23 protein-coding genes, 2 tRNA genes and 1 pseudogene are annotated in these 20,954 nt (G+C 69.5%); 15 read left to right on the top strand and 11 right to left on the bottom strand.

Annotation, left to right across the window (positions count from 1 at the left end; translation table 11 throughout):
* Window positions 1-345: 345 nt before the first annotated feature.
* A complete protein-coding gene (locus CHC11_RS43325) occupies window positions 346-474 on the top strand; it encodes a hypothetical protein (RefSeq protein ID WP_281258286.1) in 129 nt (42 codons plus the stop codon).
* Between the two features lie 265 nt (window positions 475-739).
* Here CHC11_RS43325 and CHC11_RS07550 read toward each other — a convergent pair whose 3' ends face one another.
* Both CHC11_RS07550 and CHC11_RS07545 read right to left on the bottom strand, forming a co-directional pair.
* Window positions 740-970 carry a hypothetical protein gene (locus tag CHC11_RS07550; protein WP_089310831.1) on the bottom strand — a complete coding sequence of 77 codons (231 nt, stop codon included), beginning with the start codon at window positions 968-970 and terminating at the stop codon, window positions 740-742.
* Between the two features lie 286 nt (window positions 971-1,256).
* Window positions 1,257-1,329, bottom strand: a tRNA-Ala gene (locus CHC11_RS07545).
* 395 nt (window positions 1,330-1,724) lie between these two features.
* On the opposite strand from CHC11_RS07545, the gene CHC11_RS07540 reads away from it, so the two are divergent.
* Window positions 1,725-2,657, top strand: coding sequence for an LLM class flavin-dependent oxidoreductase (locus CHC11_RS07540; protein ID WP_089310830.1), 933 nt, complete (start codon window positions 1,725-1,727; stop codon window positions 2,655-2,657).
* Between the two features lie 362 nt (window positions 2,658-3,019).
* Here CHC11_RS07540 and CHC11_RS07535 read toward each other — a convergent pair whose 3' ends face one another.
* Entirely contained in the window at window positions 3,020-3,724 is a 705-nt protein-coding gene (locus CHC11_RS07535) for an HAD family hydrolase (RefSeq protein WP_089310829.1), read from the bottom strand.
* 22 nt (window positions 3,725-3,746) lie between these two features.
* Window positions 3,747-3,866: a DLW-39 family protein gene (locus CHC11_RS42005; protein ID WP_021592723.1), complete on the bottom strand. Its 120-nt coding sequence runs from the start codon at window positions 3,864-3,866 to the stop codon at window positions 3,747-3,749.
* Between the two features lie 220 nt (window positions 3,867-4,086).
* Here CHC11_RS42005 and CHC11_RS07530 point away from each other — a divergent pair, with 220 nt between their 5' ends.
* The 3 genes from CHC11_RS07530 (at window position 4,087) to CHC11_RS07520 (ending at window position 7,021) form a co-directional block, all read left to right on the top strand.
* On the top strand, window positions 4,087-4,296 hold the full coding sequence (locus tag CHC11_RS07530) for a hypothetical protein (protein WP_143226962.1): 210 nt from the start codon (window positions 4,087-4,089) through the stop codon (window positions 4,294-4,296).
* Between the two features lie 17 nt (window positions 4,297-4,313).
* Window positions 4,314-5,105 (top strand): SDR family NAD(P)-dependent oxidoreductase, encoded by a 792-nt coding sequence (locus CHC11_RS07525; protein WP_089310827.1) that lies wholly within the window; start codon window positions 4,314-4,316, stop codon window positions 5,103-5,105.
* A gap of 122 nt (window positions 5,106-5,227) precedes the next feature.
* The gene (locus tag CHC11_RS07520) at window positions 5,228-7,021 is read left to right on the top strand and encodes a M64 family metallopeptidase (RefSeq protein ID WP_089310826.1); all 1,794 of its coding nucleotides are present in this window, start codon (window positions 5,228-5,230) and stop codon (window positions 7,019-7,021) included.
* 42 nt (window positions 7,022-7,063) lie between these two features.
* Here the strand turns inward: CHC11_RS07520 and CHC11_RS07515 are convergent, their stop codons facing one another.
* From CHC11_RS07515 to CHC11_RS07505, 3 genes are all read right to left on the bottom strand, one after another.
* Window positions 7,064-8,026 carry a DMT family transporter gene (locus tag CHC11_RS07515; RefSeq protein WP_089310825.1) on the bottom strand — a complete coding sequence of 321 codons (963 nt, stop codon included), beginning with the start codon at window positions 8,024-8,026 and terminating at the stop codon, window positions 7,064-7,066.
* A gap of 99 nt (window positions 8,027-8,125) precedes the next feature.
* Entirely contained in the window at window positions 8,126-8,959 is an 834-nt protein-coding gene (locus CHC11_RS07510; RefSeq protein WP_245918868.1) for a helix-turn-helix transcriptional regulator, read from the bottom strand.
* Window positions 8,960-9,023: 64 nt separating this feature from the next.
* Complete coding sequence (locus CHC11_RS07505; protein ID WP_089310823.1) at window positions 9,024-9,257, bottom strand: hypothetical protein; 234 nt, start codon at window positions 9,255-9,257, stop codon at window positions 9,024-9,026.
* 370 nt (window positions 9,258-9,627) lie between these two features.
* On the opposite strand from CHC11_RS07505, the gene CHC11_RS07500 reads away from it, so the two are divergent.
* The gene (locus CHC11_RS07500; protein ID WP_089310822.1) at window positions 9,628-10,134 is read left to right on the top strand and encodes a DUF3307 domain-containing protein; all 507 of its coding nucleotides are present in this window, start codon (window positions 9,628-9,630) and stop codon (window positions 10,132-10,134) included.
* 827 nt (window positions 10,135-10,961) lie between these two features.
* Here CHC11_RS07500 and CHC11_RS07495 read toward each other — a convergent pair.
* Window positions 10,962-11,699: a bleomycin resistance protein gene (locus CHC11_RS07495; protein ID WP_089310821.1), complete on the bottom strand. Its 738-nt coding sequence runs from the start codon at window positions 11,697-11,699 to the stop codon at window positions 10,962-10,964.
* Window positions 11,700-12,006: 307 nt separating this feature from the next.
* Between CHC11_RS07495 and CHC11_RS07490 the strand changes: the two genes are divergently transcribed.
* From CHC11_RS07490 to CHC11_RS07455, 8 genes are all read left to right on the top strand, one after another.
* Window positions 12,007-12,867, top strand: a complete 861-nt coding sequence (locus CHC11_RS07490; RefSeq protein ID WP_089310820.1) for a dioxygenase family protein — start codon at window positions 12,007-12,009, stop codon at window positions 12,865-12,867.
* 713 nt (window positions 12,868-13,580) lie between these two features.
* Window positions 13,581-14,084: a DUF1269 domain-containing protein gene (locus CHC11_RS07485; protein ID WP_089310819.1), complete on the top strand. Its 504-nt coding sequence runs from the start codon at window positions 13,581-13,583 to the stop codon at window positions 14,082-14,084.
* Window positions 14,085-14,262: 178 nt separating this feature from the next.
* Window positions 14,263-14,856, top strand: a complete 594-nt coding sequence (locus CHC11_RS07480; protein WP_089310818.1) for a dihydrofolate reductase family protein — start codon at window positions 14,263-14,265, stop codon at window positions 14,854-14,856.
* Between the two features lie 224 nt (window positions 14,857-15,080).
* Entirely contained in the window at window positions 15,081-15,506 is a 426-nt protein-coding gene (locus CHC11_RS07475) for a VOC family protein (RefSeq protein ID WP_218825988.1), read from the top strand.
* A gap of 92 nt (window positions 15,507-15,598) precedes the next feature.
* On the top strand, window positions 15,599-16,006 hold the full coding sequence (locus CHC11_RS07470; RefSeq protein WP_089311097.1) for a YciI family protein: 408 nt from the start codon (window positions 15,599-15,601) through the stop codon (window positions 16,004-16,006).
* Window positions 16,003-17,148, top strand: coding sequence for an RNA polymerase sigma factor (locus tag CHC11_RS07465; protein ID WP_089310816.1), 1,146 nt, complete (start codon window positions 16,003-16,005; stop codon window positions 17,146-17,148). The genes CHC11_RS07470 and CHC11_RS07465 overlap by 4 nt, the downstream gene beginning before the upstream one ends.
* 176 nt (window positions 17,149-17,324) lie before the next feature.
* Entirely contained in the window at window positions 17,325-17,675 is a 351-nt protein-coding gene (locus tag CHC11_RS07460) for a hypothetical protein (RefSeq protein ID WP_089310815.1), read from the top strand.
* A gap of 1,236 nt (window positions 17,676-18,911) precedes the next feature.
* Complete coding sequence (locus CHC11_RS07455; protein ID WP_089310814.1) at window positions 18,912-19,322, top strand: hypothetical protein; 411 nt, start codon at window positions 18,912-18,914, stop codon at window positions 19,320-19,322.
* 224 nt (window positions 19,323-19,546) lie between these two features.
* Here CHC11_RS07455 and CHC11_RS43800 read toward each other — a convergent pair whose 3' ends face one another.
* Window positions 19,547-19,942, bottom strand: coding sequence for a 2'-5' RNA ligase family protein (locus CHC11_RS43800; protein ID WP_089310813.1), 396 nt, complete (start codon window positions 19,940-19,942; stop codon window positions 19,547-19,549).
* Between the two features lie 102 nt (window positions 19,943-20,044).
* Here CHC11_RS43800 and CHC11_RS43795 point away from each other — a divergent pair, with 102 nt between their 5' ends.
* Window positions 20,045-20,218 carry a UTRA domain-containing protein gene (locus CHC11_RS43795; RefSeq protein ID WP_143226961.1) on the top strand — a complete coding sequence of 58 codons (174 nt, stop codon included), beginning with the start codon at window positions 20,045-20,047 and terminating at the stop codon, window positions 20,216-20,218.
* A 60-nt stretch (window positions 20,219-20,278) separates the two neighbouring features.
* Here CHC11_RS43795 and CHC11_RS07445 read toward each other — a convergent pair.
* Together CHC11_RS07445 and CHC11_RS43790 are read right to left on the bottom strand one after the other, a co-directional pair.
* Window positions 20,279-20,355 (bottom strand) — tRNA-Ile (locus tag CHC11_RS07445).
* Window positions 20,356-20,444: 89 nt separating this feature from the next.
* A pseudogene (locus CHC11_RS43790) lies at window positions 20,445-20,819 on the bottom strand (DUF3566 domain-containing protein); the annotation flags it as partial.
* Between the last annotated feature and the right edge of the window lie 135 nt (window positions 20,820-20,954).

Below are 20,954 nucleotides of genomic sequence, written 5' to 3'. Positions count from 1 at the left end.
CAGACAGATTCGCGCGGGAGTACCTTCCGGGGCCAGGAGGGGTCTGGGGAACCACGGGGTTCCCCAGTGGCGCACGCGCAACCGATCTTCCGGCAACTCCCGAAGGACTCCAACGGCGCTCGACCACAGTCACGCCCTGTGCTCATCGCCGAACGGGCTTGGAGCCTCCGTCGATTCGGCAGGGCGGCGGCGCACCCTTCCGGTGAGCGGTCGGATGAGGCCTCGGTAGATATCCCCCGCACTGGCCCCCAGAGCGAGTGCTTGCGCGGCAATACGGAGAGGGCACGGTCATGAATAGGCCGTCCGCGCTAGGTGCGGGCGGGACGCAACGAAGAGGAAGACACCGTGGCAACTCACGTCCGCAAGCGAAAGAACAACAAGTGGTGGGTGCTGGAGGCCGGCACCGACAAGATCGTCTCCGGGCCGTACGACACCAAGAAGGAGGCCGAGGAGGCGAGCGGCACGGGGCGCTGATCTGCGCCCTGAGCAGACCATTTGGCTCCCCGCATCTTGCGGGGAGCCAACTCCTTTTGCAGCTCATGCATCGCTTCCGACCCAACTGTTTTGCATCCTCAGCACGTCGATGAGGACACAGGAGCAGATCGGGTTTTCTTTGCTGGGAGCACGGACGGCGGCGCGTACCAGTGGCGGGCGCGCACCCCGTGACAGGCAGATTCGTGCGGGAGTGCCCTCCGGGTCGCGGGGGTTCAGGGGCGGCGCAGCCCTGGTTCGAGCTCGCTCAACCAGGTCTTGCGCGAATCTCGTTGGCCTGTGCCCGAGAAGCCTCCGCCTCTGCGGCCGCTTGCTCCCTGTCCTCTTCGAACAAGAGCCGCTGGGCCAGCTCATCGAGTACATCCGCCATCTCGTCCCGCCATTCGGCGAACGCGAGCGTCTGAGTCTCCGCTGGTCGACGGGCGCGCACCTCGCGCAGCCGCTTCAAGGAGCGCTTGAGTTCCACGGGGATGGTCACGGTCACCTTCAATGAGATGGACCGATCGTAGGCGGCGGCGCGCCCCTGTGGTGGGCGGTCGGGGTGGGGCCGGCGGGCACGGCGCGATGCGCGGGCCGGCGCGGGCGTCCGGTGACCGGCGCCCACTCCGCACGCTCCGGGCGGCCTGAGCGCCGCCGCCCCTTGAGTGCGACGGCCAAGGCCGAACTCAGAAGGCGAAGCGATCGGGCACGGAAGCGGAAGAAGCGGTCGTGAGAGGCGAGAGCCCAGGTCGGGACTTGGCGTCCGACCTGGGCTTTTGAGTAGGTGGAGCCTAGGGGATTCGAACCCCTGACACCCGGCTTGCAAAGCCGGTGCTCTACCAACTGAGCTAAGGCCCCTGGTCTTTTGCTTGACCTGCGGTGACGGCTGGTCGGCGTGACCGGTGACGATCGTACACCGTGGGCGGAGCGCAAGCTTTCCAGGTTGGGCGCTCCGTGGGGGCCTCGGCGCCTGGCGCTTTCTCGACGCGATGCGCGGCAGCCGTCCAGGAGCGGTGCCATGGCCGCGTCGGCAGGGAGGTAAGCCTCCAGTTTCAGTTCCGCCACGGGGTGGCGCCGAGGGCGGTCGCGAACGTCGTCAGGTGCATCTCGTCGCGCGGCGAGCGCGGCCGTAAGGGGACGGCGTCTGGCCGGGCGCAGAGCTTGGATGAAGTCCACCCCCCTCCAGCTCGCCGGGCAGGTCATGCCTTCGAGGGAATTGTTGTCTTTCATGGAGGAGGCCACGATCCTCTCCCATGGACACGAGACTCGGGATCTTGCTCCCCACCAACCGGGCTCAGTGGGACAACGCCCGCCGATTGGTCGACTTCGCCGTCCGGGCCGAACGACTGGGCTACGACTCGGTATGGGCCAACGACACCCTGCTCGGCCCGCGGATCGAGCCGCTGGCCATGCTCGCCGCCCTCTCGTCGGCGACCGAACGCGTCACTCTGGGGACGGCCACCCTCCTGCCCGCCTTCCGCCGTCCGGTGATGACGGCTCAGGCGCTCGCCTCCATCGATCACTTGTCCGCGGGGCGCCTGATCGTCACCGTGGGTGCGGGCTTCCCCGGACGGTCGGAGATCGAGTACGCGGTGTCCGGGGTGCCGTGGGAGCGCCGGTTCGGACGGTTGGACGACACGGTGGCCCTATGGCGGGCGCTGTGGTCGGGCGAGCGTGCTTTCCATGGAAAAGTGCTGCACTTCGACGAACTACCTGAATCCACACGTTCCTACCGGCCGGGCGGGCCGCCGATCTGGCTGGGCGGGGCGAGCCCGTCCGCGTTGGAGCGGGCCGGACGGCTCTACGACGGATGGCTGCCCTATCCGCCCGACCCCGCCGACTACCGAGCCGGGAGCGCGTCGGTGCTGTCCTCGGCCGCGTCGGCGGACCGGCCCGCGGACGCGGTCACCCCGGCGCTGTTCGTCACGGTGTTGATCAGCGATGAAGCGGAGGGACTGGAACGGCGGCTCGACTCGTACTGCCGGGCGACCTACGGCCTTCCGTACGAAACGGTGCGGACCATCCAGGCGATCGTCGCCGGCCCGGCCGAGAAGGTAGCCGCCACGCTGGCCCGATACACGGACGCAGGCGCGGAACACCTCGTCTGCCGTATCGCCGCGCCGTCCCTCGACGTCCAGACCGACCAGATGGAGCTCATCGCCGAGGCCGTCCGCGCGGCGATATGAGGTCCCCTCGCGCACTCTGGGGCCCGCGTGCCATGCACTACCGCCGTGGGGGTGCGGAGCGTCCCAGAATCGGCCAGTTGAGTGAGGGGCGCCGGGAGCTGGGCGTACCGGTGGATGATCCGGCCGCCGGCGGCTGCACAACCCGGGAGAGCGGCCTCACGAATGTCCGACCGTGCAGGTCAGGGCGATCAGCGTCGGACGGGATGCGCCCCGTCCAGATCAGCGTCGTCGGCGATTAGCGCCTGAGCGGCGAGGCTACGCGGCGGTTCGTCGCCGGGTGCGGCAGCCCTACGACGAGGCGTGTGCAGGCCGTCTGCGCGGCGATACCGGCAACGCGGGTGGTCGTCCCCCTCGCAGGTCCGCTACCCGTGGTGGGCGTTGGCGGGGGTGCGGAGGATGAGGTCGGGGAGGGCTGCGACGGTGGGGAGGATGTGGGTGGCGCCGGCGGCGAGGAGGCGGTCGTGGTCGTGGGCGCCGGTGAGGACGCCGGCGACGATGGACGCGCCGGAGCGGCGGCCGCAGAGCATGTCGCCTGCCGTGTCACCGCAGACGGCGATCTGGCGAACGTCGTCCACGCCGAGGCGCAGGGCCGCGGTCAGGACGAGGTCGGGCCACGGTCGGCCGCGGGGGACGTCCTCGGGGCAGAGGGTCAGGTCGGCGCGGTCCCACCAGCCGAGGGTGTCGAGGACGCGGGCCTGCGTGCCGCGGCCGAAACCGGTGAGCAGGCACACGCGGACACCGGCGCCGCGCAGCCGCCCGAGGGCGTCGTCGGCGCCGGGTACGGGTGTGAGGCCGCGCCGGTCGATCAGGTCGTGATAGGACCGCTCGAACGCGAGATGCGCGACCTGGGCGCGGGGCTCGTCGAAGAGCGAGCGGAAGATGCCGATCTTCGATTCGCCGCGCGCGTCGCGGAAACGGGCGAGGGCACGACCGTAGGACGCCGTGCCGGAGACGATCCCCAGGGTGGCGATCGCCTCGGCGAAGGCGGACTCGACGGCGTCGCCGTCCGCGACGGTGGTCCCGGCGAGATCGAGGCAGGCGACGGTGATCGGCTCTGCCTCGTTCACGCCGGGGCCTGTCGCCGGCGTGTCAGTTGTCGGACGACGTGGCCTCGGTCCACAGGTCCAGCTCGGCGCGGTCCTGCTGGAGCTTGCGCCAGACGGCGAAGCCACCGAGTGCGACGACGGCGAGGACGAGCAGCTTCTTCACGGTGGGACCCCTTCACCTTCGACTATCAAGTCAGAACCCGGGAACGGCTCATCAGTGTCTGCTTCCCCCAGGCTCTCCGCAGCCTAGCAACCGCGGCCGGGCGATCAGCACCGAAGGGCCCCTCACCGGACGACACAATCAAAGAAGCCTCGCATTTCACCCTCTCGTCGGAACGCCGGAACAGCCGCATAATCCGGGTGGACGACCTTCGGGAGTGCCGATGGCAGAAGACGACTTCCGGCGCTGGGAGCACGAACTGGAGCCGGACGTACCGGACGAGCGGCCGTCCGGGGGCCGCGGGCTGGTGCTGGTCGCGGGGCTGACCGCCACGGCGTGCGCGGCCGTGATCGCGTTGGGCGACGTGCCGCTCGGCACCGCCGGTCTGGTGCTCTCGTCGATCATCCTGCTGCTGTGGCGCATCGGAATGTGATCCGCCATCATCGCGGCATGGATCTGCGCGGAGCGAACGTCCTGCTGACCGGCGCGACCGGCGGGATCGGTCAGGCACTGGCGAGGGCCCTCGCCGGTCGCGGCGCCCGGCTGGTGCTGACGGGGCGCCGGGCCGACGTCCTGGAACCGCTGGCCGAGCGGCTCGGCGGCCGCGCCATCGTCGCCGACCTGGCGGATCGGGCGACGGCCGAGAGCCTCCTGGACGAGGCGGGCCGGGTGGACTTGCTGGTCGCGAACGCGGCGCTGCCGGCGTCCGGGCTGCTCTCCGAGTACGCGATCGGGGAGATCGACCGGGCGCTCGACGTGAACCTGCGGGCGCCGATCGTGATGGCGAAGCTCGCCGCCGCGCAGATGGCCGATCGTGGCCGCGGCCACCTGGTCTTCGTGTCGTCGCTGTCCGGCAAGACGGCGTCCGGGCACGCGTCCCTCTACAACGCGACGAAGTTCGGTATGCGGGGATTTGCCCTGGCGCTGCGCGAGGACCTGCGCCCGCACGGCGTCGGCGTCTCGACGGTCTTCCCCGGCTTCATCCGGGACGCGGGCATGTTCGCCGAGGCCGGCGTGACCCTGCCGAAGGGGGTCGGGACGCGGTCGCCCCGGGACGTGGCGCGCGCGACCGTCCGGGCCGTCGAGCGCGACATCGCGGAGATCGACGTCGCGCCGCTCGGGCTGAGGATCGGCGCGCGGATCGGCGGGGTCGCGCCCGTCCTGTCGGCGGCCGTGCAGCGGCGCGCGGGCGGGCACCGGATCTCGCAGGGCCTCGCGGACGGACAGCGCGGCAAGCGGTAGCGACAAATCGGGATCTTCCAGCGATAATCCGGGCGGGCCCGCTTGATCAGCGGGACGAGCCGGCGCAGCGTACGGGCAGCATTCCGCCTGCCGCGCGCCCCCGCGCGAGGAGGGTCTGCGCCATGCGGACGGGCAGGAAGATCGTGATCGGGACGGCGGCGGCGGCCGCCCTCTCGCTGGTGTCGGTGCCCGCGCGGGCGGCCGGACCCGCGGAGGCGACCGTGGTGCCGGTGCAGGTCACCGGCGACCCCGCGAAGCGCTTCAACCTCGTGGTGCTGGGCGACGGCTACACGGCGGCGGACATGCCGAAGTTCCGCGCGCACCTCGCCAAGCACCTCAACGACCTGTGGACGATCGAGCCGTTCAAGTCGTATCGCAGCTACATCAACGTGTACGCGGTGGAGACTCCGTCCGGCGAGTCCGGCGTGAGCTGTGACCCGGCGCTGTCCTCGCCTCGTCGCACGACGCCGTTGAACATGGCCTTCTGGAGCGGCTGTAGAGAGGACGGCATCCAGCGTCTGCTCGTCATGGACTCTGCGGCCGCCAAGACCTACGCGGACCTCGTCCAAGGCACGACTGTAGGAAATCGTCAGATCCTCGCGCTCGCCAACAGCGACACCTATGGCGGTGCAGGCGGCGCCTATGCGACGGCGTCCGGTGGGAACGCCATGTCGGCCCTCATCGCGCCGCACGAGCTCGGCCACTCGCTGGGTGGGCTGGACGACGAGTACGACTACTACCAGCGGGGCGTCCCTGGTGGGACGTACACCGGTCCGGAGCCCGGCTCCATCCATCACACGCTTCTGACCGAGAAGGAGATGCAGGCGCAGAAGCAGAAGTGGTGGCGATGGCTCGGTGAACGGAGCGAGGCCGGGGGCACCATCGGACGGTTCGAGGGTGGCCTCTACTCAAGTAAGGGCGTGTGGAGGCCCAGCCAGCACTCCATGATGAAGACGCTTGGCTACTACTACGACCAGGTCGCGCGTGAACGGATGACCCAGCGGATCTCAGGCAAGGTCAACCTCGTCCAGGCGAACACGCCCACGAACGCGCCGGTGGGCGACGACCGTGTGCTGTGGGTCGAAACGATGCATCCGACCGGTCACCCGTTGTCCATCGCATGGACGGTCGATCGGAAGACAGTTGGACGAGGCGCGAACCTCGACCTGTCCAGGCTGCACCTACGGAAGGGCACCCACACGGTCGAGGCGACGGTCACCGACCCCACCGGCTTCGTCCGGGATCCGGCCATCCGGTCGTCCGCCGCACTCACGCAGGTGCGCACATGGACGGTCGACACCGGCGTGACCACCGCGCCTGAGAACGTGCCTGTCGACTTCACATCGTCCACGCCGACTGACAAGCCAGTAGGCGGCGATTCCGTCGTCTATGTGGAGACGACCCACCCGGTGCAGAGTGTGCCCAAGGTGAATTGGGTACTGGACGGGCGCCGTGTACGCGGCGGCGACCGAGACATCGATCTCGGACGGTTCCGCTTGGCGAAGGGCACGCACACGCTCGTCGCACGGGTCGGCTCCAACACCCGCACTTGGACGATCGACGCGCAGGCGCCGACAGTGGCGTACGAACTGTCCAAGGCGGCACAGAGCCGGGTCCGTCCAGGGCGGACGCCCGAATACGTATTCGACGGCCCCTTCACCATGCGGCTCGCCGGCGCGGACGACCGTCCAGGCGTGGTCGTCTCCGAGTTCCGCGTGGACGGCGACGGCTGGTTCAACTACTTCGGCTGGCCGACCGACTCGTCCGCTCCCTGGCTGTTCACCGAGAACGGCACGATCATCGACAGCCTCACCTACGGCAGGCTCGGGAAGGGCCGTCACACCATCGAGTACCGCGCGATCGACCCGGCCGGGAACCTCGGCAAGCCCGGCAAGTTCATCGCCACCCTTCGCTGACCCCGACACCCGGCACCGGTAGGACCGGGTGGTCGGGCAGGGTCAATGCTCGGGGGCGGTGGGTTCGGGGGCGGTGGGTTCGGGGGCGGTGGGTTCGGGGGCGTGGGCGGTGCTGCTGTCGCCAGGCGGGGGTGCTGCGGGAGCGGGCGCCGGGGAGCGGCGCGCGGTGGCGAGGACGGAGCCGCCGAGGATCAGCACGAAGGACGCGACGATCGTCCCGGTGAGGGGCTCGCCGAGCAGGGCGACGCCGCCCGCGACCGCCACGGCCGGGTTCACGTAGGTGAACACCATGCCCCGGGAGGTGCCGACCTCCCGGATGAGCTCGAAGAACACGATGAACGCCAGCGCGGTGCAGACCAGGCCGAGGGCGATGAGTGCGGCGAGGACGCGTCCGCCGGGCATGGCGCCCGGCCAGGTGGCGACGGCCGGGCCGGTGTAGGCGAGTGCGGCGATCGTCAGCGAGAACGCGGCCAGGTGCAGGCTCGGCAGGTCCTGGAGGCGCCGGGTGGCGATCATCGGGGCGATCGCGTACCCGACCGCGACCAGCATGACCTCGCCGATCGCTTGCGCGCTGCCGCCGCCGAGGTGCGGCCCGGCGAGCACGCCGACACCGGCCAGGCCGACCAGCAGTCCCGCCCACCGGAGCGGCCCGAGCCGCTCGGCGTCCCCGGTGAACCGGGCGAGCACCACGCCGATGATGGGGACGGCGGCGATGAGCAGCCCCGTCATGGAGCTGGTCAGCCGGTTCTCGGCGTCCGACAGCAGCGCCCACGGACCGAGGATCTCCACCGCGGTGAACGCCAGGAGCGGGCGCCAGTGGCGGCGGACCGCGCCCAGCCGCCCGGCCCTGAGCGCCAGCGGCAGCAGGACGAGCGCGCCCAGCGCGGTGCGGGCGAACACCACCATGGGGACCGAGACGCTCTCGACCGCCACCTTGATCAACAGATAGGGGATGCCCCACAGCACGCTCATCAACGCGAACAGCATCCAGCCGCGGCGACTCAACCCGACCTCCGTTCTCGACCGCCGCCCCCGCGCCCAGAGCCTCATGGAGCGGGCGCGTTCGCGATCGGCCTGGCACCCGGGATTCGACCCGGCGGACGCTCAGAATGAGGGCCGGCGAGATGTGCTGTCTTGAACGCTGTTGCGGTAAACGCCCGGGGTGACGCCCAGCACGCGGCGGAACCAGCGGGTGAGATGCGCCTGGTCGGCGAACCCGACGAGTGTCGCCGCCTCGGCCGGACGGTGTCCCGCGTCGAGCAGCGCCCGAGCGCGGGCCACCCGGTGCTGGGCGAGCCACGCGTACGGCGGCATGCCCATCGCGTCCCGGAAGGCGCGCAGCAGCTGGTAACGCGACAGCCCCAGGTCGGTGGCGACTTCGGCGAGCGTCGGCGGGGCGAGCAGTTCGTCGGAAAGGCGGGTCGCGACCGTGCTCGCGATGCGTCCGGCCTCGGTCCGGCGGTGGGCCGGGACCGCCTTCGGGCCGGACGCCGCGTGCCGCCGGACGAGCGCGCCCAGCACGCCGAGCAGCCGTGACTCGCCCTCAAGCGGGTCGGCGCCGAGCCTCAGGGCATGGTGGGCGATGCGCAGCGCCTCACCGAGCCCCCGGTCGTCGACGATCGGGCTCGCGAAGTGCGGTGCGGCCAGGACCGGGCCGGGCTCCGCGGTCGTCGCCGCGCCCAGCAGTTCGGCGGCGGGGTAGAGACACAGGTACGCGAAGCCCTCCGGACGCGCCGGACCACCGGTGTGCGCCTCGCCCGGCTCGATCACGACGACGCTGCCGGCCGGCGAGTAGATCCTCTCGCCCCGGTAGATCATCGTCTCCAAGCCGTCGACGGTGACGCCGATCGCGTACTCGTCGTGGGTGTGCGGCGCGTAGTGCCGGCGGCCGATGCGGGCCGTCAGCAGATCGAGCGGCGCGCCCTGGATGCCGCCCACACGCGTCCACAGTGTCCGGTCGGCTCCCCGGGCGTCGAGCGGGACCCCGCCATCCGGGCGCCGGTCAGGCCGAGAAGACGTGCCGGAGCCGCCAGCGGTCCTCGTCACGACCGAGCTCCACGACGGCAACGCCCTCCGCGCCGGTGACCCGGAACCGGTAGACCCTGCCCTCCTGGGCCGAGCCGTAGGTCTTCAGCACCGCGTCCACCGCGTAGCGCGTCCCTCGCCACTCGTACGCGGTGAGCCGTCCCGCCGGGTCGTGCTCGGCTCGGATCGGCTCGTTCAGCAACTGCCCCATGCGGCGAGGGTAGCACGCGTTCGAACAGATGTTCGCAGGTCGGAGCGGCCTTCCCGCACGGCCCGGCTTGGCCTTCGGGCCGATCGGAGCGCGAAATCCACTGTGCCGCCGGGCGTGGCGCGACACTCGCCTCCGTGGCGCCGAGCCGAGTAGGGCGGGTCATGACCAGACCAACGAAAAAGCACCCCCGACCTCATCCCGATCACACCCGCGGCCCCGCAGGCACCGTCAGCCCCTCTGCTGCGGCCCCCATCGCGCGGCGGTCCGGCCACGAGTCGGGCACTCCTGTGAAACGGTATTGATCATCCGGCGCTCGGAGCCGGCCGCCCGGGTCTTCCCGGGCCGACAACTCAGACACCGTGAGGTGAACATGTCTCCGGACAAGATCGTCACTGCCCTGACCTTCGTGGTCGTGCTGGTTTCGATGCTCATCGCGCACAACGTCGGCGACCACTGGGTCCAGACCAAGGCCCAGGACAGGGACAAGGGTCTGCACGGCGCCCACATGTGGAAGGGGCGCCTGGCATGCCTTCGGCACGTTGTGTCCTACACCGTTTGCACTTCGCTGATCGTCGGCATGATGTGGGCGCTCTTCGACCTGCGGATCTCGCTGTTCAGCTTCACCCTCGGACAACTGGTCTCGGCGGTCACCCACTACTGGGCCGACCGTCGGACCACCCTGGAGCGCCTGGCCGAACTCGTCGACAAACTCCAGGGGCTCAAGGGAGAGGACGTGGGGTCCTTCTACCGGCTCGGCGCCCCGCGCGACGGCAAGGACGACAACACCGTGCTGGGGACGGGGCGGTACGCCCTGGACCAGGCGTGGCACTGGTGGTGGATCTTCATCGCCTCCGTCGTGACGGCAGTAGCGGCGTAAGCACCCGCCACCCGGCGGAGCCCCCTCCCGGCACCGCCTCTACAACCGGCCCTCGTACCCGTGCGTACGAGGGCCGCTCTTTCTTGCAGCCGTCACGATCCACGAGGCCCGAACCCCGGTTCGTCGCGTTCCGGGGGACGCCGCCGACATGCTCACCGACCTGCCCAGACCCGGTGGTGCTCGTCTGAGCAGGAGCCGGCCCGCCCGCCGCGCCAGATCAGGAGATCAGGCGAGATGTCACATCCGCCGGGGAGCTCCAGAAGGTGTTATCCACAAGCTGTGGGTAACCGTTGCGCACACCTCCCCCGTCGTCGCAGCAGGGCTTTCCGGGGACGCGTCCACAGGCGGATCCCCAGAACAACCGGGCTTTCCACGGTCCGGACGGCACGTCGGCCGCCACCCTTCCCATCATGACCGAGGTCGCCCGTCCGTCCACATAATCCACAGCCTGTGGATAACCCTCGTGCACAACCTGGGTACGGCCACGCGACTCCGCGTCCACATTCTTCCCCAGCCCGCCCCCAACCCGCGCGCCGAGTTGTCCACGTCGTGGAAAAGCCGCTGACCAGCAGGAGAACCCACTCTGCGCCGACATTCTCCACACCCCGTTCACAGCCTGTGGGCAAAATCCCTCCACAACCTCACCGCACCGGTGGACAGCGTTGCCCACAGCAATCCCCAGCCGCGTCCCCAACAGCGCACCCGTCGAGGGCAGCACGAGGCTGAGCCTCGTCTCGGCCCGCACCGGCGGCCGGCCCGGCGGCCGCCGCGGGGCGATCAACGTCGTCAGGTCCCGCCACCCGCGTTTTCACCCGCACGGAATCCGGTCAGGGCGTGCCTCTGGGCGGTGCGGTCGGATCGTCGACGGGGACGGCGGCTTCGAGGTCGGCCAGGCGGCCGAGGTCGTCGCCCAGCTCGGACGGGTCGGGCAGGTCGATCGCGCGGGCCTCGGCCGTGAGGGCGCGGACGCGAGGCCACTCCTCCAGGTGGGCGGCCGCGTCGGCGCGCAGGACCAGGGCCTTCAGCCGCTCGGACGGGGACAGCGCCTCAGCCGACCGCAGCAGCCGATCGAGGATCCGGGCAGCGGCGCGATGGTCCCCCTTCGACTCGCCCAGGAGCGCGGCCATGTGGAAGGCCCGGGCCACCTTCTCCTCCGGGACGGGCGCATGCCGCGTGTCGTCTGAGATGGCCTGGCCGATGCGGAGCTGAAGCCCGTCCGGGTCGCTGAGCAGGAACTGCCGGACGCCGTAGGACATGTCCCGCACTGCGCTCAGCCGGGGAAGCCCCCGGGTCGGGACCCGGCCGAGAGCCTCGCGGAGCCCGCCGCGAAACGCCTCGTACAGGGTGTCCACCTGCGTCGTGATGATGTAGCACATGTTCATGGACGCGGCCGGATCATGTTTCTTCCACCCGAAGAACTGCAGTTCGACGTCGCCGCGCCGGACCGCGAGGTACGGGTTGGGTCGCGTCTGCCAGGTGGTCTGCTCGAAACCGAGCGACCGGTAGAAGTCCCAGGTCGGCTCTATCGACCGGCACGGAAAGATCGGAATCGCCTTCTCACCCATGGTCGGAGCGTAGGAAGGGCGGTCGACTTAGTCAAGTTTGATTAGCGTCGACGAGCGGCCGGGTTCCCGGACGGCGTGGACGTGGGCGTTCGAGCGCGCGCGAACCGCGGGCGTGAGGAATGATGGACGTCAGCGCGATCATCGGCGCGGCGATCGCCGCCCTGGTCAGGGGCGATCTTCGTGGCGGGCGACGGAGGATGGAGAGGCCCGCGAAGATCGGCCTCACCGTTCGGCGGGCACCACTCCTGAGACGGGGGGCGTCCCCATCGCCAGAGTTTTCCACAGGTTGTGGAAAGGGAGGCAATCCGTGGACTTCAACGAGCACACTGCGACGCGGGCCGTCCAGGAGAGTTTCCGCGACACTCCCGATCCGCGACTCCGCGAACTGCTGGACGCCCTCACTCGCCACCTGCACGCGTTCGTCGGTGAGGTGCGGCCGTCGATCGGCGAATGGGAGCAAGCGATCAAGTTCCTCACCGCGGTCGGCCAGACCTGCACCGACACGCGCCAGGAGTTCGTCCTGCTGTCGGACGTCATGGGCGTTTCCATGCTCGTGGAGACTCTGAACGAGCACGAGGACGGCACCGAGGGCACCGTCCTGGGCCCGTTCCACATGGTCGAGTCACCCCCGCGCGCGCTTGGCGACAGCATCGACCTGATCGGAGAGGCACAACCGTGCCTGGTGGCCGGGAGTGTCCTGAGTAGCGACGGAAATCTTCTGCCTGACGCGGAGGTGGACGTCTGGCAGTGCAACGAGAAAGGGTTCTACGACGTCCAGCAGCCCGGGGTCCAACCGTCCGGCAACGGGCGCGGCCTTTTCCACACCGACTCCGCAGGACGGTTCCGGTTCCGGACCGTCCTGCCCAGCCATTACCCGATCCCGACGGACGGACCGGTCGGACGGCTTCTGACGGCCGCCGGACGCCATCCCTACCGCCCGGCGCACATCCATTTCATCGTCCAGGCGGAGGGCCACACCCCGCTGACCACTCACGTCTTCGTGGCAGGCAGTCCCTACCTGGACTCTGACGCGGTCTTCGCGGTCAAGCAAAGCCTCATCTGCGATTTCACCGAGTCGAACGATGCGGAGACGGCCGCGCGGAACGGCGTCCAAGCCCCCTTCCGCCACGCCGAGTTCGACTTCATCCTCAGCAGGAAGCTCACGTGACCTACCCCCCCCCCCCCCCCCCCCCCCCCCCCCCCCCCCCCCCCCCCCACAATCGGGCCTCGCAGCGTGCCACAGATCAACCGCAGCGATCAGCACTCCTGCACGCCAATGTGGCAGGGTTCGATGGGAACACCGCCCTCATCGGCATCGCCGACCCTTCGGTTATCCACAGGCTGTGGAGAACTGCCCTCCATATCTGGATAACCGTCTCCAGAGCCGCATAGGCCAAGGCCCGAACTCAACGCCACCGCAGCCGAGAAGCAGCGAAGAACCCTGAGTCGCTGCGACGCCTACCGATACCTGGCCGAGCGCGAAGAGCAGACGCCCTGCTCTTCCACGACCTCGTCCCGCAAGGCCCAGATGCGCCCATGCCGCCCCGCGTTTCGGCCGTTGAGAAGCCGCGCCTGCCCCAGCCCTCCGGCACCGTCGAGCGAAAGCCGCTGCGCGCAGCCCGCACCTCATTCGCTTACCGGCGACCACCGGCTCGATCACGCCGTGCCCCCGTGCGCCGCCGGCTTCCGCCAATCGGAACCCACGTTTTGCCCCATCCCGGTCCAAGAGACGATCGTCCATGGTTTGCGGCCAACCACCCATTGGGGATTTTCTGGGCATCCCGACAGATCGCGCGGGTGATCGGCAAGCCGGGAACCGCCGCACACAGCGACCACGGACCCTCCTGCGCCCGGCCGCAGGGGGGACACAACGGGGGAAACATGAGCGACCTGATCGCCGTGGCCTACGACGACCTGCCGCACGCCGAGCAAGCGCGCGAGAAGCTCGTCCAGCTGCACAAGGAACACATCATCGAGCTGGCGGACGTCGTCATCGTCGAGCGCAGGCAGGACGGCAAGATCAAGCTCCATCAGGCCCGCAACCTCGTCGCAGGCGGCGCGCTCGGCGGCGCCGCATGGGGCGGGCTGATCGGGCTCATCTTCTTCATGCCGCTGCTCGGCATGGCGATCGGCGGGGCCGCCGGCGCGGCCGCGGGCTCCGCAGCCGAGTCCGGTATCGACGACGACTTCATGCGCAATCTCGGCGAGCACCTGCCGCCCGGCGCCGCGGCCGTGTTCGTCCTGATCGACAAGCGCAATCCCGAGAAGGCCGTCCCGGAGATGGCGCCGCTGGGCGGCAGGCTCATCCAGACCTCGCTGTCCCCTGAGCAGGAGGAGCACCTGCGCGAGGCCGTCAGGGCCGCCCGCGCGCCCCAGCCCGCCTAGACCCGGATCCGGCGGCGGCGAACCCGAATGCCGGCACGGGACCATGGCACGCCGACGATCCAGAGGCCGGTTTCGAGACCCTCGAAACCGGCCTCTGACCGCCTCAAGGGCGGTGAGTTCTCCAGAGATCGCAAGTCCAAGCTTGTGTCGACCGACCGCAGAGAGCTTGGAGCGCACCATGGCGAAGGTCATCACATCAGCGTCGATGTCCCTGGACGGCTACATCTCCGGGCCGGACGAGAGCGGGTTCGAGCACCTCTTCGGCTGGCACCGGACAGGGGACGTCGAGGTCGCCACCGCCCACCCGGAACTCGCATTCCAGGTCACCCCGCAGAGCAGTGAGCACCTGCACAGGCTGGTGGACGGCACCGGAGCGCTGGTGGTCGGCCGCAAGCTGTTCGACCTGACGCAAGGCTGGGGCGGCACCCACCCGTTCGGCGTGCCGGTGTTCGTGGTCACCCACAAGGCACCCGACGACTGGCCGCACAAGGGCTTCATCTTCGTCGTCGACGGGGTCGAGAGCGCCGTCCGCCAGGCGGCGGAGGTTGCAGGAGACAGAGCGGTCGGTGTAGCCGCCGGCGACATGGCCCGCCAGGCCCTGGCGGCAGGCCTGATCGACGAGTTTTGGGTCGATCTGGTGCCCGTACTGCTCGGCGGCGGCACGCCGTTCTTCAACGCGGTGACCGATGTCCCCCTCGTCCTGGACGACCCGGATATCGTCCAGGGCCGCGGCGTGACCCACCTGATCTACCGACTCCACAGCCTCGCCTGAGCCGCGCCAATCCGAACGAACCCATCGCGAGGCCCGGGCCGCTTTCACTCCCTGCTCAGTCCGATAACCCTCAGGCCCATGAGCCGGTCCGGCCATAGCGAACAGGTCCCAGAAGTCCGCACGGTTCCGGTGTCGAGGATGTGGCGCCGGCTCCGTCCCAGGGACACCGGTGGCCACGACGGGCCGCACGACGAAGAGGGAGATCCACCATGACGATCAAGCGGATGGACAACGTCGGCATCGTCGTCGACGACCTTGAGGCCGCAATCGCGTTCTTCGTGGAACTCGGCATGGAACTGGAGGGCAAGGCGGAGATCGAAGGCCTCTGGGCGGATCTCACGGTCGGGCTCGACGGCCTCCGGAGCGACATCGCGATGATGCGGATCCCGGACGGCCACGGCAAGCTGGAGTTGGTGAGGTACCACACCCCCGTGGCGGTCAGCACCGGACCGGAGAACCCGCCGCCCAACACGCTGGGCCTGCATCGTGTCATGTTCGCCGTCGACGACATCGACGACGCCGTCACCCGCCTGCGCGCCCACGGCGCCGAACTCCTCGGCGAAGTGGCGCGGTACGAGGACAGCTACCGGCTCTGCTACCTCCGCGGCCCCGCGGGCATCATCGTCGCGCTGGCCGAGCAACTCGGCTGACGTCCCGTCCCGTTGCGGCCGACCGGCGTGCGGCTCCGTCCGCGGTAGTGAACACGGCCACAATGGCCTCGTACCACGACAAGGAGAACACGATGGCCAAGTACCTGCTGCTCAAGCACTACCGGGGCGCGCCGGCACCGGTCAACGACGTGCCGATGGAGCAGTGGACGCCGGAGGAGCTTTCGGCCCACATGCAGTACATGCAGGACTACATCGCTCGGCTCGAAGGGACCGGCGAGTTCGTCGACTCCCAGGGGCTCTCCCCGGAGGGCGCGTTCGTCCGCTCCGACGGCGAGGGCCGGCCGCCGGTCACCGATGGCCCGTTCGCGGAGACCAAGGACCTGATCGCCGGCTGGATAGTGATCGACGTCGACACCTACGAGCGGGCGATCGAGCTGGCCGGCGAACTGTCCGCGGCTCCGGGTGCGGGCGGGAGGCCGATCCACGAGTGGCTCGAGGTGCGCCCCTTCCTGGCCGGGCGGCCCACGGTGACCGGGTGAACGAATCGCTGCTGCGGGAGCTGGTGCCCGCGGTGATCGGTGTCCTGGTCCGTCGCGGAGCCGACTTCGCGGCGGCCGAGGACGCCGTGCAGGACGCACTGGTCGAGGCCGTGCGCGTGTGGCCGGACGACCCGCCGCAGGACCCCAAGGGCTGGCTGGTCACCGTGGCCTGGCGCAAGTTCCTCGACGCCGCCCGCGCCGAAACGTCCCGGCGGCGCCGCGAGGAACGTGTCGAGACCGAGCCCGTGCCCGGCCGGGGCGGGGCGGTGGACGACACGCTCCAGCTGTACTTCCTGTGCGCGCACCCGTCCCTGACGCCGGCCTCGGCCGTCGCACTCACGCTGCGCGCGGTCGGCGGCCTGACCACACGCCAGATCGCCCAGGCCTACCTCGTGCCGGAGGCGACCATGGCCCAGCGGATCAGCAGGGCCAAGCGGACCGTCTCGGAGGTCCGGTTCAACCAGCCCGGCGACGTCGCCACCGTGCTGCGCGTGCTCTACCTCGTTTTCAACGAGGGCTACTCCGGCGACGTCGACCTCGCCGCCGAGGCGATCCGGCTCACCCGCCAGTTGGCGGCCAAGATCGACCACGTGGAGGTCGCGGGCCTGCTCGCGCTCATGCTGCTGCACCACGCACGGCGCCCGGCACGGACGGGCCCCGACGGCAGGCTCGTGCCCCTGGCCGAGCAGGACCGCAGCCTGTGGAACACCCGCCTGATCGCCGAGGGCGTCGACGTGCTCCAGGCGGCCCTCATCCGCGACCGCCTGGGCGAGTTCCAGGCCCAGGCCGCCATCGCCGCGCTCCACGCCGACGCCCGGACGGCCGCCGAGACCGACTGGGTGCAGATCGTCGAGTGGTACGACGAACTGGTGCGCCTCACCGACAACCCGGTCGCCCGCCTCAACAGGGCCGTCGCGGTCGGCGAGGCCGACGGCCCGCGGGCCGGCCTGGCCGCCCTGGCCGAACTCGACCCCGCCCTGCCCCGCCACACCGCCGCCGCGGCGTACCTGCACGAGCGTGGCGGTGACCGGGTCACCGCGGCACGGCTCTACGCCCAGGCCGCCCGGTCAGCGCCCAACCTCCCCGAACGCGACCACCTCACGCGGCAGGCGGCACGGCTCAACGCCCAGCTGCGCAGTTGAGCGGCGGGCCCCAGGCGATCACCGCCCCGACAGCGACGGGCTGCCGAACGCGGGACCGGGCGTCTCACTTGCCTTTCGAGGCCGTTCTCGGTGCGGGCAGGGCGACACCGTCCCCCGCATCCGCGCACCACGACGACAGGGCTGAAGGGCGAACTGATCCGCACTAACCTCGTCGCGTGAGTGATGACGTCCAGCAGGTCCAGCCGCTCGACTCCGGGATAGCCGAAGAGTGGATACGCAAGACAGATGAGCCGGACCTGCGCGCCGTGTCGGCCTCCAAGCTTCGGGCAGGGCCGTTCTGGAGCGTCAGCGCCTGGGTCATGGAGTTCATCCGCACGGACCCTCTCGAGTCCGAGCTGCGCCGCCGAATCGCGGACGCTCTGAGCGGCGTCGGCGGCGTCACCGGTGTCGAGGAGGAAGACCGGGAAGTGTGGACAGTGACCGGCACCCCAACAGGCAGGGCGTTGGTCGAAGCGGTAGCCCGGATCGTCGACGACCTGGCCCCCCAGACCCGCAAAGCCATCTAGCCCGCACCGAACGACACCCGGAAAGCCCCCGCAGGACCACCCACGCGGGCGAATACGTGCCCAAGAACCGCAACCGAGGGGGCGTGGGGGCGAAGCCTCACACCAGGGGCCCGGGGGTCCCCCGGTTAGAAACGACGAAGGAGCGGCGGGGGAGAAAAGCAGGTCATCGGGTGCTGCCTCCGCGGCGGCGGCGGGTTTCCGCCGTCCAAGACAGATCCCCTCCACTGTTCCCTTGTGAGCCTCTGTCCCAAGCACGCATGTCGCGCCGGTTCTCGCGCGCCTCGGCATTCAGGGCCTCACTGTCCCGGAACCGGTGCCCTCGCCGGCGTAGACGCCAGTCGTAAGCCACTCCGAACGCGAGCAGCAGGGCGAAGAACCCGATGATTGGCCAAATCCACATGCGATCATTTTCGCCCTCCACAGTGGATCTGAGAAGGGCAGCAACCCACAGATGCGTCCGCGCCTGTTTCCCTCTCGCCGTGGGAAAGCACTGTGCGGACGGCGCGGAGATCTACACCGACAGCAACATCGACGACCACCGGACGGGGCCCGGCAAGGTGGGTGTGTCAAGTTAACGGCGTGCACCGTGAGGCGCTGTGATTCGAGTGGAGGTGGGAGACCTCCACTGGTGGTCTGTCGCAGCAGGTCAGCGTAGTTGAGGGCAGCCTGATCCGGGTGATGCCGGGGAGGGTGGGAGCAGCTCTGGCAAAGCCGGGGCGTGCCAGTACTGCCAGATGGTGCGGGTCCGGTGAGCGAGATGGAGAGGAGTACGAGAGGAACCGGCGTTGTTACGTCCCTCCACTTGACGCCTGCTCGAACCTGGTGGATCTGGGCAGGACGCGGTGCGCACCCGCCGGCGGAGCCGGTGGGGAACTCCTGGGTTGGCTTGCCGTTGCCGACCGGGAGGCCATGAGGAAGATCTGCGGCGTACTCATGGCGATGCCGCAGGGACAAAGTCGGGCTCCTACTTCGTCGAGCGAATCACGGTGAACACGGGAACCACCTGGTCTCAGTTCCAGGTCACGGGCGTCCAGCCTGGTGGCGGGGATAGGCGCATCGACCGCTGAACGGGCCGGGTGGGGCGGAGCCGCCGTAGTAGTCCGAGGCCGGGAGAGCGCCGCCGCCCTTATCCAGGTCGGACACGGACAAGGCGCTTGCACGGCCCCAGGCTCACCGGACGGTACATCACAACGACCCGCACACAGGTACGGGCCGAATTACAAAGGAGAGACCCCCATGATCAAGATTGGACACGCCGAAGTCCGCGGCGCCACATTCGGCGCTATCACTGCAGCCGCCTTGTTCGGCTGGGCCACGTTCTGCTGGATTCACCTCTTCGGCGCAGATCATGTGGGCGTGTTCCTCAACGACGGCCGCCCTGTCAGCACCATGGTGTTCTTCAAGGCCACCCTGATCTGCGCAGTCTTCGGTGGGATCAGCGGACGCGCTGGCAGTTCGCTATCCGCACGGCTACGCCGCCGCGACCTGCTCAAGACCAGCATTCACCTAGGTATCGTGAACTATGCCTGGGCCATCGGGCTGCTCCTACTGGCGGCGACCCCACTAGCCGTCGCCGCTGTGCTCAGTGTCATCGGCGCCTGCTCTGCCTGGATTGGCTTCATCGCCGGGTACAGGTCTCAGCGCTAGCCACATCGCCGGCCGTCGCGGTAGAGGCGGCTAGCCATCCACCTGCGGGGGTCTCGGCGACAACGCCGAGACCCCCGACCTATGCATCTGCCGGCTGGGACTGGCCCGGACCCGAGCCTCCGTCAAGCCCGACGAACGGAGCGAGCGCGCCAACGGCGCGCTCCTTGATCTAAAACAGCCCAATCCGGCAAGCCTCTAGTAGCGGTCGCCGAGAGCTGCGCGTCCTACGGGGTGCCAGTCCCAACGGCGTTCGGGCCTCGTTGTTCGACGAGGGTTACGGCGTTGATCGTGAACTCCTGGCCTGGGAGTTCTCGGCCGAGTGCCGTTATGAGCGGTTCGGCGGGTTGCTCGGTCTCGCTGCAGGCGAGCGTCATGTGTGGCGCCCACTGGGTGGGACCCTCGGTGTGGCCTTCGCGGCCAGTCACTTTGAGGGTGGCCGTCTGGACGGCGTTGCGGATCTGCCTCAAGGGGTCTGTCGGGTGGACCGCAAGTTGGGCGAGTTGTTCGGCGGTGCCTTCGAGGTCGCCTTTGAGCAGGTGGGCTACTCCGGTGCCGACGCGGATTTGAGCCCAGAGCGCCGGGGCGACGGGTGCGCCAGCTGCCCATGCGGTGTCGGCCATCTCGGCGGCTTGGAGGGCTCCGTCCGGGTCGCCTGTTCGAGTGGCCACTGCCAGCGCGAAGAGGGCGCGGCGCTCGGTGGGAAGGACCAGACGGAGCGGTCGGTGGGGCAGTCGTGGATGGTCTCGGCGGACTGTTCGGCGCGTTTGACGCGCACGGTCAAGGGCCTGCGCATCGATCACATCTCCGAGCGGATGACCGCGCGGCTTCCCGCAGGGGACGAACCCCGCCTCTTGCAGATCAAGAAGTCTGAGCCGGTGCTGTCTTCGGTAAGCTGAGCCGTTGCTGTCACCACTGCGTCAAAAACCCCCCACCGGTCCCGGTGGGGGGTTCTGAGCTGGTGGGCCTAGGTGGACTTGAACCACCGGCCTCATCCTTATCAGGGATGCGCTCTAACCGACTGAGCTATAGGCCCGGAGTGTGCCGCCGCCCTGGCGGCGCAACGAGAGGTTACCCCATCTGGGCGGGCAACCGGAAATCGATTGCCGGGCGGCGGCGGCAGGGCTACTCGGCCTCCCTGAGGGTGACCTCGACACCGCCCACGAGGTCGGCGGCGAGGTTGTAGATGACGGAGCCGACCGTGGAGAGGGCGGTGATGAGCAGGACGTTCAGGGCGCCGACGAGGACCGTGTAGCCGAAGACGCGGATGAAGGAGAACCAGCTTCCGGCGTCGACGCTGCCGGTGGTCTCGCCCTGTTCCTTGGTGAGGCTGTTGACGGTGTCACTGATCGCGTCGAAGACGCCGAGCCCGGACAGGATCACATACAGGACGATGACGGCGACCAGCAGGATGACGAAGCAGACCAGCGACATGACGAAGCTGAACTTCATCACCGACCAGGGTTCGAGCCTGGCGAGCTGGAGCTGGGCCTTGCGGGCGGGCTTGCCGGGCGCGGGCTTGGACGCGGCGCCGGCCGGGGCCATCGCGGTGGACGGACGGTCCTTCAGGACGGTGCCGGCGAAGCCGCGGCCGCCTGAGCCGCCTGAGTTGCCGGACGGCCCGCCCGCCGAATT

The sequence above is a fragment of the Actinomadura mexicana genome (assembly GCF_900188105.1).
Taxonomy (GTDB): domain Bacteria; phylum Actinomycetota; class Actinomycetes; order Streptosporangiales; family Streptosporangiaceae; genus Spirillospora; species Spirillospora mexicana.
The sequence above is the reverse complement of the archived record's forward strand: the minus strand, read 5'-3'. Positions and strand labels throughout refer to the sequence as shown.

Coding starts and splice junctions, on each gene's coding strand:
- CHC11_RS07540 (WP_089310830.1), top strand. CDS start 1,725: ATGGACACGAGACTCGGGATCTTGCTCCCCACCAACCGGGCTCAGTGG.
- CHC11_RS07480 (WP_089310818.1), top strand. CDS start 14,263: ATGGCGAAGGTCATCACATCAGCGTCGATGTCCCTGGACGGCTACATC.
- CHC11_RS43800 (WP_089310813.1), bottom strand. CDS start 19,942: ATGGCCGACACCGCATGGGCAGCTGGCGCACCCGTCGCCCCGGCGCTC.
- CHC11_RS07525 (WP_089310827.1), top strand. CDS start 4,314: ATGGATCTGCGCGGAGCGAACGTCCTGCTGACCGGCGCGACCGGCGGG.
- CHC11_RS07495 (WP_089310821.1), bottom strand. CDS start 11,699: ATGGGTGAGAAGGCGATTCCGATCTTTCCGTGCCGGTCGATAGAGCCG.
- CHC11_RS07530 (WP_143226962.1), top strand. CDS start 4,087: ATGGCAGAAGACGACTTCCGGCGCTGGGAGCACGAACTGGAGCCGGAC.
- CHC11_RS07520 (WP_089310826.1), top strand. CDS start 5,228: ATGCGGACGGGCAGGAAGATCGTGATCGGGACGGCGGCGGCGGCCGCC.
- CHC11_RS07485 (WP_089310819.1), top strand. CDS start 13,581: ATGAGCGACCTGATCGCCGTGGCCTACGACGACCTGCCGCACGCCGAG.
- CHC11_RS07475 (WP_218825988.1), top strand. CDS start 15,081: ATGGACAACGTCGGCATCGTCGTCGACGACCTTGAGGCCGCAATCGCG.
- CHC11_RS07500 (WP_089310822.1), top strand. CDS start 9,628: ATGTCTCCGGACAAGATCGTCACTGCCCTGACCTTCGTGGTCGTGCTG.
- CHC11_RS07505 (WP_089310823.1), bottom strand. CDS start 9,257: ATGGGGCAGTTGCTGAACGAGCCGATCCGAGCCGAGCACGACCCGGCG.
- CHC11_RS07470 (WP_089311097.1), top strand. CDS start 15,599: ATGGCCAAGTACCTGCTGCTCAAGCACTACCGGGGCGCGCCGGCACCG.
- CHC11_RS07455 (WP_089310814.1), top strand. CDS start 18,912: ATGATCAAGATTGGACACGCCGAAGTCCGCGGCGCCACATTCGGCGCT.